The 12,461-nt window shown below is 69.4% G+C and carries 8 protein-coding genes; 5 read left to right on the top strand and 3 right to left on the bottom strand.

All coding sequences use genetic code 11. From position 1 onward, the window contains the following. Position 1 precedes the first annotated feature (1 nt). Complete coding sequence (locus VZQ01_RS40565) at positions 2 to 1,537, top strand: ankyrin repeat domain-containing protein (RefSeq protein WP_223783348.1); 1,536 nt, start codon at positions 2 to 4, stop codon at positions 1,535 to 1,537. Between the two features lie 16 nt (positions 1,538 to 1,553). Here the strand turns inward: VZQ01_RS40565 and VZQ01_RS40560 are convergent, their stop codons facing one another. From VZQ01_RS40560 to VZQ01_RS40550, 3 genes are all read right to left on the bottom strand, one after another. Beyond that, positions 1,554 to 3,353: a HAMP domain-containing sensor histidine kinase gene (locus tag VZQ01_RS40560; RefSeq protein ID WP_426746327.1), complete on the bottom strand. Its 1,800-nt coding sequence runs from the start codon at positions 3,351 to 3,353 to the stop codon at positions 1,554 to 1,556. Continuing rightward, on the bottom strand, positions 3,350 to 4,024 hold the full coding sequence (locus tag VZQ01_RS40555; protein WP_426746326.1) for a response regulator transcription factor: 675 nt from the start codon (positions 4,022 to 4,024) through the stop codon (positions 3,350 to 3,352). Before VZQ01_RS40555 ends, VZQ01_RS40560 begins: the two co-directional genes overlap by 4 nt. Positions 4,025 to 4,130: 106 nt before the next feature. Beyond that, entirely contained in the window at positions 4,131 to 4,721 is a 591-nt protein-coding gene (locus VZQ01_RS40550) for an RNA polymerase sigma factor (RefSeq protein ID WP_426746325.1), read from the bottom strand. Between the two features lie 220 nt (positions 4,722 to 4,941). Between VZQ01_RS40550 and VZQ01_RS40545 the strand changes: the two genes are divergently transcribed. The 4 genes from VZQ01_RS40545 to glgB are packed head-to-tail and all read left to right on the top strand — an operon-like array spanning position 4,942 to position 12,139. Beyond that, a complete protein-coding gene (locus VZQ01_RS40545) occupies positions 4,942 to 6,936 on the top strand; it encodes an alpha-1,4-glucan--maltose-1-phosphate maltosyltransferase (RefSeq protein WP_426746324.1) in 1,995 nt (664 codons plus the stop codon). Positions 6,937 to 6,951: 15 nt separating this feature from the next. Then, positions 6,952 to 8,607: a maltose alpha-D-glucosyltransferase gene (gene treS, locus VZQ01_RS40540; protein WP_141331174.1), complete on the top strand. Its 1,656-nt coding sequence runs from the start codon at positions 6,952 to 6,954 to the stop codon at positions 8,605 to 8,607. After that, positions 8,604 to 9,938, top strand: coding sequence for a phosphotransferase (locus VZQ01_RS40535; RefSeq protein WP_426746323.1), 1,335 nt, complete (start codon positions 8,604 to 8,606; stop codon positions 9,936 to 9,938). Before treS ends, VZQ01_RS40535 begins: the two co-directional genes overlap by 4 nt. Next, on the top strand, positions 9,935 to 12,139 hold the full coding sequence (gene glgB, locus VZQ01_RS40530; RefSeq protein WP_223783351.1) for a 1,4-alpha-glucan branching protein GlgB: 2,205 nt from the start codon (positions 9,935 to 9,937) through the stop codon (positions 12,137 to 12,139). The genes VZQ01_RS40535 and glgB overlap by 4 nt, the downstream gene beginning before the upstream one ends. Positions 12,140 to 12,461: the final 322 nt, after the last annotated feature.

Below are 12,461 nucleotides of genomic sequence, written 5' to 3'. Positions count from 1 at the left end.
CATGTCGCCCAAGAAGAAGTTGTCCCCCCTGGACGCCAGGCTGCTCGCAGCCATCGAAGCCTCGAACGCCAAGGACGTCGCGAAGCAGCTCGCGGCGGGCGCCAACCCGAACACCGTCGACGCCAAGGGCTACCCCGCCCTGCACTCCGCGGCCAGCGAGGGCAGCCTGGAGCTGGTCCGACTGCTGCTCGACGCCGGCGCGGACGTCCACGCCCAGGACTCGGATGGGGCCATCGCGCTCTCGTTCGCCACGGCGCAGTCGGGTGACGAGGGGGTGGCGCTGGTGAGGCTGCTCATCGACAAGGGCTCCAACGTCAACCAGCGCTGGAACGACGAAGCGGGCTCCACGGTGCTCACGGACCTGTTCGGCGAGGACAACGAGGCGCCGTCGGAGGACATCCTCGCGGTGCTCCTGAAGGCGGGGGTGGACGTCAACGCTCCCAACGGGCAGGAGGAGACGCCCTTGATGCTGGCCGCGACGTTCAAGGACCAGCCGAAGCTGACGGAGCTGCTGCTGGAGCACGGCGCCTCGGTGGAGACCGTCAACGACCGCGGGTGGACGGCCCTGATGTGGGCCATCCGCGCCGGGAACGAGGGTGCCGTCGAGCGGCTCATCGCGAAGGGCGCCAACGTCAATCACCTCGCGACGGATGACGAGGGTGACACCGCGCTCACCCTCACCGTCAACGAGGACGAGCTGTTCAGCACTCCGTCGCCGCGAATCGTGAGCGCGCTGCTGCGCGCGGGGGCCAATCCGAACCAGCCCAATGCCCGAGGCTGGACGCCGCTGCACCTGGCGGCCTGCATCGAGGACGTGGCGCCGCTGGAGGCGCTGCTCGCGGCGCGCGCGGACCCGCACCTCGCCAACACCGTGGGCTACTACCCCATCGACCTGGCGACGCGCCGTGGCCACACGAAGGTCATCGAGCGGCTGCTCGCGGCCGGAAGCCCCACGCGGGAACAGGCCGCGCGAAAGCGCATGGACGGCATCTGGAAGCAGATTGGCGACTGGGCCGACAAGCACCACCCGGACCATGCCTCGCGGCTGACGGTCAACCGCCCCGCCACGCCCGAGCGGATCGCCGCGCTGGAGAAGCAGGTCGGCAAGGCGCTGCCCTCGGACTTCCGCGCGTTCCTCCAGAAGTTCGGCGGCGGCGCCCCGACGTCCCGCGGTCTGTCCATCTCCGAGTACGACGTGTTGACCACGGAGCAGATCCAGGAGCTGTGGAAGGGCCTGCGGGAGCACGTCGACAATGGCGTCTTCAAGAAGGCCCGGCCCCACGAGCTGTCCAAGGACCAGCGGTTCGTGAAGTGGACGTGGTGGCACCCGGGCTGGGTGCCCTTCGCTTCGGACAGTGGCGGCAACCTGTACTGCGTGGACCTGGAGCCCGAGGAGCACGGCAGCGTCGGGCAGGTGATTCGCTGGGAGATCCACGGCGGTCCGCTTGGCCCGTTCGCCGACTCGATGGAGGACTTCTTCGAGGAGTATCTGCGGAAGCTGGAGAGCGGACGCTACGACGCCAGCGAGCTCGAATGAGCTCGCGGCCCCGGCGTCACCCGCGAGACACCGGGGCATCATCGGCGAGCACCTCGCCGGAGAAGCACACCTCGAGCCCGCCGTACTCCGACGGGCTCAGGGTCAGGGTCCAGCCGTGGGCCTGGGCCACGTCGTGGGCGATGTGCAGCCCGAGCCCCTGCCCCTCCGGCGCGCGCGTGCGGGCCGCGTTGCCACGCGCGCCCCGGGCGAGCAGCCGCGCGCGCTCGTCCTCGGGGATGCCGGGCCCGTCGTCGAGGACGCGCAGGTGGAAGCGACCTTCGCGGGTGCTCTCCAGCACCACCGCCACGTGGCCATCCTCGCGGCCGTGGCGCACGCCATTGCCCACGACGTTGCTCACGGCCTGCTCGATGAGCGTCACGTCGCCGAGCACTCGCACGGGCACGGCGGGAACGCCGCTCTCCAGGGAGATGCGCTGCTGCCGGGCGATGGGCTGGTGACGACCGAGGACCCGGCCCACCACGTCATTGAGGTCCACGGGTACGCGCTGGACGTGGGGCGCGCCGGCCTCCAGCCGCGTCGCCGCGGCGAGGTTGTGGACGAGGGAGGTCAGATAGTGGGCCTCGCTCATCGCGGAGGCCACCTCTGTCGCGGACACGGGCTCGCCGCGCGACACGCGCTGCTGCATCGCGGACAGGTTGCCCTGCAACACCGTGAGCGGCGTCATCACGTCATGCGTGGTGTTGGCCAGGAAGTCACGCAGGCCCTGCTCGCGCGCCTCCTGGTGCGCCATCCGCGCTTGGATCTCCGCGCGAGCCTCCTGGAAGGCGCGCGCCAGGTCGGCGATCTCATCCTGTCCGCGCACGGCCACCGGCTGCGCGTAGCCGCTGCGGGCCGAGGCGCGCACGTCCTCGGTGAGCATGCGGATCCTGCGGACCACCGGGCCCAGCGCGAGCACCACCGAGGCCACGACGGTGGAGACCAGCAGGCTCCAGTCCTTGAGCGGCGGCAGGGAGAGCATCGAGGGAGGCGGCGGCTCCTCCCGGCGCGCGAGGATGAAGGCACACGGTCCCCCTTCCCACGGCATGCGCAGCAGCACTTCGAGCATGCGCCGTCCGTCCTGCTCGAAGCGGCGCACCACCGTCCCGTCACTCGCCGCGACCCGCATGTCCTCCGACAACACGGGGGCCCTCGGATTGCGTGAGACGAACTGGGCGTCATAGGGGAAGTGCTCGACTCGCGCGGGTGCACGCCCGCCATCACCGTCCGCCGGAGGTGGAGGACGCCCGTTGGCGAAGAGAGACGGACCGAGGCCATTCGCCGTGGCAGCACCAGAGCGCCCGCGGCCGTCTGGAGCATCCGCGAAGGCGGGAGGCCCCGCCCCATCGCCGCCACGAGCCCCGCCCTGACGCGGCGGGTGCAGCTCCGCGTCTTCATCCTGCGCGCGCGGTGGGGGTGGTCGGAAAGCCTCATCACCGGGCCCGCCCTGTCGCGGCGGGCGCCCCTCCGCGCCTTCATCCTGCACGCGCGGTGAGGGTGGTCGGACAGCCTCGGCACCAAGCCCGCCCTGTCGCGGCGGGCGCCGCTCCGCCCCCTCATCAAGCGGACGCGGTGGTGGCGGACGTCCATCCTCCCCACGCCGAGGCGGCGGCGCTCCTCGCTCCGAGGGACGCGGGCGCCACGTCTCCGGCGACGCCTCGCAGCGCGAGCGCTCCACCTGCACGCGCGCCAGCGTGGCGGCCTCGAGCACCTCCTCCTGCGAGCGCTCCCGCAGGGACTTCTGGAAGTACGCCATCGCCACCACGACCGGCAGCGCCGCCGCCATCGCCGTGAGCGCCAGGCGCAAGCGCAGCTTCACGCCCCCTCCCCCTCGACCAGCCGGTACCCCACGCCCCACACCGTCTCCACGCACTGCGCCGGCGCCAGCTTCCTGCGCAGCCGCGACACGTGCACGTCCAGCGTCCGCTCCGTCCCCTCGCGCTCCGGATCCAACACGTGCTCCACCAGCCACTGCCGCGTCACCGCCTCACGAGGCCTGCGCGCCAGCGCCGCCAGCACGTCGAACTCCACCCGCGTCAACTCCACGACGCGCCCCTCCACGCGCACCTCGCGCCCCAGGAAGTCCACGCGCAGCGGCCCCAGCTCCAGCACCGACTCCGGCTTCTGCAACACCGGCCGGCGCAGCCGCGCGCGCACCCGCTCGATGAGCTCCTCCGGCCAGAACGGCTTCGTCAGGTAGTCATCCGCGCCCAGCTTCAGCGCCCGCACCTTGTCCAGCGTGTCGTTGCGCGCGCTCAGGATGAGCACCGGCACCTCCGAGAACCCCCGGAGCGCCTTGAGCATGTCCAGCCCGTACGTCCCCGGCAGCATCAGGTCCAGCACCACCAACCCCACGTCGGGGAGCTCGCCGGGCAGCAGCATCCGCCCCTCCGTCCACCACTCCGCCTCGAACCCAGCGCCCTTCAGGTGCTCGACGATCTGCGCGCCCAGCCGGGCGTCGTCCTCCACCAGCAGGATTCGCTCCCCCATCTCCCGCTCGCCTCCTCTCCCTCCCGGTCACCACGGTGCCGTCACGAATGGATGAATGAAGGCCGACAGTACCCGGAGGTTCTTAAGACTCCCTTAACGTGAGGCCTCAGCCGCCCCGCCCGAGCACGTCGGCGAGCTTCTCCAGCGCCAGCCGCGCCCGCGTCTTCACCGTGCCCAACGGATGCCCGGTGCGCTCGGCGATCTCTCGCTGCGACAGCCCCTCGAAGTAGGCCAGCTCCACCACCTCCCGCTGCTCGGGAGGCAGGGTCCGGATCGCCGCGCGCACCCTCACCCGGTCCTGCCCCATTCCCAACGCGTCGTCCGGGGCCAGCGGCGTGGCGCTCGTCGGAGGCGGATGGTGCACCACGCCCTCCGCCACGCGCGCCGCGGTGCCCAGCGAGCGCAGCCGATCGATGGCGCGCGTGCGAGCGATGGTCGTCACCCACGTCTCCAGCCCCCCGCGCTCCGGGTCGAAGTCGCGCGCGCGCCGCCACACCTCCATGAACGCCTCCTGGAGCACCTCCTCCGCGTCCGCGCGGGAGGGCAGCAGGCGAAGACACGCCGCGAACGCCCGGGAGGCGCAGCGCGCATACACGTCCCGCATGGCGGAGGCGCTGCCCAGGGCCACCTGCTGGAGCAGGGCCCTGTCGGCCGCCGGGTCGCTCGCCCGCTGAGCAGTGGGTGAAGGAAGCGCCATGCCTTTCCCGGATACCGCAACCCGAGGTGCGGATCCCAGCTTCAAGTATGGGCAGCCGGGCACTCAGCCCCTTCGAGTCCACCGGGTGGGCGTCCTCGCCCCCCATCCCTAACGTTCACGAGCCAACGCGGCCGACGCGCCAGTCGTCCTTCATCAACGCACCCCGCGACACGCCGCCCGGCTTCACCCAACCTCAGACCTATAAGGGCCGCGAGCCGATATGAAAGAGCGAATCGGGAGCGTGTTCATCGAGGGAGTCCAGCCGCAGCTCGACGGAGGCCGTCACGCCGTCAAGCGCATCGCCGGGGACAGCCTCACCGTCCGCGCCGACATCTTCAAGGAGGGCCATGACGTCCTCGTCGCCGTCGTCCGCTGGCGCCAGGTCTCCCCTCAACAGGAGCAGACCGACTGGGGCGAGGTCCCCATGCGCCCCCTCGGCAACGACGCCTGGGAGGCCGAGTTCCCCCTGGCTCGCAATGGCCGCTACGAGTACACGATTGAAGCCTGGCCAGATCTCTTCCGGACGTGGACCTCCGAGCTGAAGCGCAAGGTGGACGCGGGCCGGGACGTGAAGAGCGAGCTCTTGGAGGGGGCCGCGCTGCTGGAGGGCGCCGCCGCGCGCGCGAAGCCGGTGGACGCGGACGACGCGCGGGTGCTCACCGAGGCCGCCGTGCGCCTGCGACAGCCCGCGAGCCCGGACCTCATCGCGGTGGCGCTCGCGCCGGAGCTGGCCACGGTGGCGTCGACCTACCCGGACCGGACGCTGGCCAGGCGCCACGAGCCGATGCTCCAGGTCTTCGCGGACCGGCAGAAGGCGCGCTTCGGGGCCTGGTACGAGTTCTTCCCGCGCTCGGCCAGGCGCGACGGCCGCACGCACGCGACGTTCCAGGACGCGGAAGGCTGGCTGCCGTACATCCAGAAGCTGGGCTTCGACGTGGTGTACCTGCCGCCCATCCACCCCATCGGCCGCACCGCGCGCAAGGGGAAGAACAACAGCCTCAAGGCGGGCCCGGATGACGTGGGCAGCCCGTGGGCCATCGGCGCCGCGGAGGGCGGCCACAAGGCGGTGCACCCCAGCCTGGGCACGCTCGCGGACTTCCGTCACTTCCTGCAGGCCGCGCAGTCGCACGGCATCGAGGTGGCGCTGGACCTGGCCTACCAGTGCTCGCCGGACCACCCGTACGTGAAGGAGCATCCGGAGTGGTTCCAGCGCCGCCCGGACGGCACCATCAAGACGGCGGAGAACCCGCCCAAGCGCTACGAGGACATCGTCAACTTCGACTGGATGGGCCCCGCGCGCGAGTCGCTCTGGGTGGAGCTGGAGTCCGTCGTCCTCCACTGGGTGCAGCAGGGCGTGCGGACCTTCCGCGTGGACAACCCCCACACCAAGCCCATCCAGTTCTGGGAGTGGCTCATCCGCCGCGTGCAGGACCGCCACCCCGACGTGCTCTTCCTGTCGGAGGCCTTCACCCGCCCCAAGGTGATGAAGGCCCTGGGCAAGGTGGGCTTCACCCAGTCGTACACGTACTTCACCTGGCGCAACTTCAAGGGCGAGCTGCAGGACTACCTGGAGGAGATCACCCGCCCGCCCGTGTCCGACTTCTTCCGCGGCAACCTGTGGCCCAACACGCCGGACATCCTGCCGGAGCTGTTGCAGAACGCGGGGCCCGGTGCGTTCCGCCTGCGCGCGGCGCTTGCCGCCACGCTCTCCTCGGTCTACGGGATGTATTGCGGCTTCGAGCTGTGCGAAGGCCGCCCGCTGCCCGGCAAGGAGGAGTATCTGGACTCGGAGAAGTACCAGCTCGTCGCGTGGGACCTGGACCGGCCCGGCAACATCCGGGACTGGATAACGAAGCTCAACTCGGCGCGGCGCACCCAGCCCGCGCTGCACACGTACGACACGCTGCGCTTCTTCGACTCCGACAACGAGCGGGTCCTCTTCTACGGCAAGCGCACGAAGGACGGCACCAGCACGGTGCTGTGCGCGGTGAGCCTGGACCCGTACGCCGCCCAGGAGGCGCTGCTGCGGCTCCCCCTGGACTGGCTGGGCGCGAAGCCCGACGAGACGTATCAGGTGCACGAACTGATGACGGACCAGCGCTCGTTGTGGCAGGGCTCCGACGTCCAGGTGCGCCTGACACCCGAGCAGCCCGCGGCCGTCTGGGCCGTGTACCGCTTCCGTCGCACCGAGCACGCGTTCGACTACTACGAGTGACACCCTGAGAGGCGTATGGAACTGGATCCCCTCTGGTACAAGAAGGCCCTCATCTACGAGCTGCATCTAAGAGCGTTCCACGACTCCAACGGCGACGGCCACGGGGACATCCCGGGCCTCATCGAGAAGCTGCCCTACCTCCAGGACCTGGGGGTCGACTGTCTGTGGATCCTCCCGCACTACCCCTCCCCCCTGCGCGATGACGGCTACGACATCGCGGACTTCTACGGCGTGCATCCGGACTACGGCACGCTCGCGGACTTCCAGCGCATGGTGGACGAGGCGCACAAGCGCGGCATCCGCATCATCACCGAGCTGGTCGTCAACCACACCAGCGACCAGCACCCCTGGTTCCAGGAGGCCCGGAGCGATCCGAAGAGCCCCAAGCGCGACTGGTACGTCTGGAGCGACACCGAGGACAAGTACAAGGGCGCGCGCATCATCTTCACCGACACGGAGCGCTCCAACTGGACGTGGGACCCGGTGGCCAAGCAGTACTTCTGGCACCGCTTCTTCAGCCACCAGCCGGACCTGAACTACGACAACCCCCAGGTGCAGGAAGCCATGCTGGACATCATGCGCTTCTGGCTGAACATGGGCGTGGACGGCTTCCGGTGCGACGCGGTGCCCTACCTCTTCGAGCGCGAGGGCACCAACTGCGAGAACCTCCCGGAGACGCACGCCTTCCTCAAGCGCCTGCGCAAGACGATTGATTCGGAGTACCCGGGGAAGATGCTGCTCGCGGAGGCCAACCAGTGGCCCGCCGACGTGCGCGTCTATTTCGGCGAGGGCGACGAGTTCAACATGGGCTTCCACTTCCCGGTGATGCCGCGCCTGTTCATGGGCGTGCGCCGGGAGGACCGCACCCCCATCGTCGAAATCATGCAGCAGACGCCGGACATCCCGGAGTCGTGTCAGTGGGCCATCTTCCTGCGCAACCACGACGAGCTGACGCTGGAGATGGTGACGGACGAGGACCGGGACTACATGTACCGGGAGTACGCCACCGACCCGCGCATGCGCATCAACCTGGGCATCCGCCGCAGGCTCGCGCCGCTGATGGACAACGGCCGCCGGCGCATCGAGCTGATGCACAGCCTGCTGTTCACCCTGCCCGGCACGCCGGTGATGTACTACGGCGACGAGATCGGCATGGGGGACAACATCTACCTGGGCGACCGCAACGGCGTGCGCACGCCCATGCAGTGGACGGGAGACCGCAACGCGGGCTTCAGCCGGGCGGACTACGCCCGCCTCTACGCGCCCGTCATCGCGGACCCCGTCTACGGATATCAGTCCATCAACGTCGAATCGCAGGAGCGCGTGAAGTCCAGCCTCCTGCATTGGGTGAAGCGGATGATTCGCATCCGCCAGCGCTACCCGGTGTTCTCGCTGGGGAAGCTGCGGTTCATCTCCCTGGAGAACCGCAAGGTGCTGGCGTTCGTGCGGGAATGGGAGGGCCAGACGGTGCTCGTGGTGTGCAACCTGTCGCGCTTCTCGCAGCCAGCGGTGCTGGACCTGCGCGAGTGGCAGGGCATGGTGCCCGTGGAGTTGATTGGCGACACACCGTTCCCGCGTATCAGTGACCTGCCCTATCAGCTGTCGATGGGGCCCTTCATGTTCCTGTGGTTTCGGCTGGACCAGCCGGTGCCCGGAGGGAGCCGAGCATGACGACCTTGGACCTGACGAAACTGCCCGAACACCTCAAGAGCCAGCGCTGGTTCTCCGGCAAGGCGTGGCCCATCAAGCAGGTCAGCGTGGTGGACCACGCCAACCTGGACGCCACCCCGTGCGACCTGTCGCTCGCCGTGGTGGAGGTCGTCTACGAGCTGGGGCAGCCGGAGCGCTATCTGCTGCCGGTGAAGCCCTCGACGGACGGCATCAAGGACGCGCTCGAGGACGACGGGTGCCTGCGCGCGCTGTTCGACCTCATCCGCGACGGCGCGCAGATTCCCTCCGCCTCCGGCCGCGTGGTGGGCGAGTGGATTGGCGGCCCCGAGGGCCTGCTGGGCCTGCCCTCCCCCCTCCCCGTGCGGCGGCTGCTGGTGGAGCAGAGCAACACGTCGGTGGTGCTCGGAGAGAAGGTCATCGTGAAGATCATCCGCAAGCTCGAGGCGGGCGTGAATCCCGAGTACGAGGTGGGGCGCTTCCTCGCCACGCGCACCTCGTTCCGCGCCACGCCCGTGCTCCTGGGCGCGCTGCGGCTGGAGGGCGCCGCCGGGGCCACGCTCGCGCTGGTGCACCGGTTCGTGCCCGACTCGGTGGACGGCTGGAAGTACACGCTGGAGCGGATGCGCCAGGCGCGGCCGGTGGGCGACCGGTTCCTGAGCGAGATGGAGGAGCTGGGGGCGCGGCTGGGAGACCTGCACCAGGCCTTCGGCTCGGCGCCGCTGGACGACACGGCGTTCGCGCCGGAGCCGCTGCTCCAGGAGGACCTGCAGCGCTGGAGCGCGTCCATCGTGGGCGAGCTGGGCGTGACGCTGGCGGAGGCCGGTCGGCTGCATGCGGACCTGGAGAAGCGGCGGGAGCGGCTCATCGAGTACGCGAAGCGGCTCGCGCAGGTGACGCCGTCCGGGCAGAAGATCCGCATCCATGGAGATCTGCACCTGGGTCAGGTGCTGCGGGCCAATGACCAGTGGCTCATCTTCGACTTCGAGGGGGAGCCGGCGCGCAGCTTCACGTCCAGGCGGGAGAAGTACAGCCCGCTGCGCGACGTGGCGGGGATGATCCGCTCGTTCGACTACGCGGAGGCCACGGTGGCGCTCGAGGGCGGGACGCCTCGGGGACGGGTGGGCCCCAGCCGCGATGCCTTCCTGTCGGGCTATCGCAAGGCGACCCAGGGAGCGGCCTTCCTGCCCTCGGACGACGCGGCATTCGACACGATGCTGCGCGCGTTCGAGCTGGAGAAGCTCCTGTACGAAGTGAGGTATGAGATGGCGAACCGGCCCGACTGGGTGCGCATCCCCGTCGAGGCCCTCATGCGGATGGAGGAAGGCCAGTGAGGAAGCCCGCGGACAAGGCGCAGGTCGACGCGGAGTTGCAGCGCGTGGTGGAGCTGCGGCACCCGGAGCCCCACTCCGTGCTCGGCATCCATCCGGACGGTGACGGCGTGGTGATTCGCGCCTTCCGTCCGGAGGCCGTGGCCATCCACGTGCTCCCGGAGTTCGGCGGGCGCGTGCCGATGAGCCACAGGCTGGGTGGCGTCTTCGAGGCGCGCGTGAACGGCCGCGACAAGACCTTCGGCTACCTGTTGGAGGTGGAGTACCCCGGCAAGCGTGTCTTCACGCTGAGAGACCCCTACAGCTTCCTGCCCACGCTCGGGGAGATGGACCTGTACTACGCGGGCGAGGGGCGCCACGAGCGGCTCTGGGAGCGGATGGGCGCGCACCTGAGCCACCACAACGGCACGCGGGGCGTGGCCTTCGCGGTGTGGGCGCCCACGGCGGCGGGCGTGTCCGTGGTGGGCGACTTCAACAGCTGGGACGGGCGGCTGCACGCCATGCGGCGCATGGGGGCCTCCGGCATCTGGGAGCTGTTCGTCCCCGAGGTGGGCGAAGGCGCGCGCTACAAGTTCGAGATCCGTCCGGGCCAGGGTGGGCCCCGGGTGTTGAAGTCGGACCCGTTCGCGTTCCGCACGGAGGTGCCGCCGGCGACGGCGTCGGTGGTGCACGACCTGGGGCGGTACGACTGGGGGGACACGCCGTGGTTGGAGACGCGCGCGAAGCACGAGGACGTCGCTCACCAGCCGTGGAGCGTCTACGAGGTGCACCTGGGGAGCTGGCGCCGCGTGGTCGAGGATGGCGACCGGCCGATGACGTACCGGGAGCTGGCGCCCGCGCTGGCGGAGTACGTGAAGTACATGGGCTTCACCCACGTGGAGCTGTTGCCCGTGTCGGAGCATCCGTACGGTGGCTCGTGGGGGTATCAGGTCAGCGGCTACTACGCGCCCACGGCGCGCTTCGGACATCCGGATGACTTCCGGTTCCTGGTGGATCACCTGCACCAGGAGGGCATCGGCGTCATCGTGGACTGGGTGCCGGGGCACTTCCCCCGGGACGCGCATGCGCTGGGCGAGTTCGACGGCACCGCGCTGTACGAGCACGCGGACCCTCGCAAGGGGGCGCAGCCGGATTGGGGGACGCTGGTCTTCAACTTCGGCCGCAACGAGGTGCGCAACTTCCTCATCGCGAACGCGCTGTTCTGGATCGAGGAGTACCACATCGACGGACTGCGCGTGGACGCGGTGGCGTCGATGCTCTACCTCGACTACAGCCGCAAGCAGGGCGAGTGGATCCCCAACCGCTGGGGTGGCCGGGAGAACGAGGAGGCCATCCAGTTCCTGCGCGAGCTCAACGACACCGTGCGCCGCAAGCACCCCGGCGTGGTGGTCATCGCCGAGGAGTCCACGGCATGGCCCAAGGTCTCCGCGCCGACGAGCGAGGGCGGCCTGGGCTTCCACTTCAAGTGGAACATGGGGTGGATGCACGACACGCTGTCGTACTTCTCGAAGGACCCCATCTACCGGCAGTACCACCACAATCAGCTGACGTTCGGGCTGCTGTATGCGTTCAGCGAGCACTTCATGTTGCCGCTGAGCCATGACGAGGTGGTGCACGGCAAGGGCAGCCTGTACGGGCGCATGCCGGGAGACCCTTGGCAGAAGCGGGCGAACCTGCGCGCGCTGTTCGCGTGGATGTGGGCGCACCCCGGCAAGAAGCTGCTCTTCATGGGCGGAGAGTTCGGCCAGCCGGCGGAGTGGAACCACGACAAGAGCCTGGACTGGCACCTGACGCAGGACCCGGGGCACGGCGGCATCATGCGCCTGGTGGCGACGCTGAACCGCGTGTACCGGGAGCTGCCGGCGCTGCACGACGCGGACAGCGAGCCGGTGGGGTTCCAGTGGCTGCAGCCGGACTCGGCGGCGTCGAACGTGCTGGCGTTCGTGAGGCGATCACGGCAGCCAGGGCGTCATGTGGTGTGCGTGGCGAATCTGTCGCCCGCGGTGCGTGAGAACTACCGCGTGGGCTTCCCGCTGCACACGAGCTACGCGGAGATCGTCAACTCCGACGCGGGCGAGTTCGGCGGCTCCAACGTGGGGAACCTGGGACAGCTCCACACGGAGCCCACGCCCTGGGATGGGCAGCCGGCGTCCGCGCTGATCACCCTGCCCCCGTTGTCCGTGCTGTGGTTCACGCCGGGCTGAGACTTCCGCGGGCGGCGTGAAGTCCGCGCCGCCCATGAGATGTCTGTGTATTCAACAAATCAATCACAGACAACAAATTTGTGTTTGTGATTAATTTGTCGCGGCCGGAAAACCACTGAACATCGGACCATGTAGGCATTGTCCTCTTTCCGGGCGGCCTGGGGCCCTCGAAAACTACTAAACATCAGAGCATGTAGGCATTGCCCTTGAAATGGCGTGATTTTCAGGCCACGTCAGGGCACTGATAAAGCGTGCATGTAGGCATGGCGATCAGGATCGCAGGTGATCGCGATCGCAGCCGCACGAGTGCCAGGGACAGGGG

This window comes from Myxococcus faecalis, assembly GCF_050039385.1.
GTDB lineage: Bacteria > Myxococcota > Myxococcia > Myxococcales > Myxococcaceae > Myxococcus > Myxococcus fulvus.
The sequence above is the reverse complement of the archived record's forward strand: the minus strand, read 5'-3'. Positions and strand labels throughout refer to the sequence as shown.

Coding starts and splice junctions, on each gene's coding strand:
- VZQ01_RS40565 (WP_223783348.1), top strand. CDS start 2: ATGTCGCCCAAGAAGAAGTTGTCCCCCCTGGACGCCAGGCTGCTCGCA.
- VZQ01_RS40555 (WP_426746326.1), bottom strand. CDS start 4,024: ATGGGGGAGCGAATCCTGCTGGTGGAGGACGACGCCCGGCTGGGCGCG.
- VZQ01_RS40550 (WP_426746325.1), bottom strand. CDS start 4,721: ATGGCGCTTCCTTCACCCACTGCTCAGCGGGCGAGCGACCCGGCGGCC.
- VZQ01_RS40545 (WP_426746324.1), top strand. CDS start 4,942: ATGAAAGAGCGAATCGGGAGCGTGTTCATCGAGGGAGTCCAGCCGCAG.
- treS (WP_141331174.1), top strand. CDS start 6,952: ATGGAACTGGATCCCCTCTGGTACAAGAAGGCCCTCATCTACGAGCTG.
- VZQ01_RS40535 (WP_426746323.1), top strand. CDS start 8,604: ATGACGACCTTGGACCTGACGAAACTGCCCGAACACCTCAAGAGCCAG.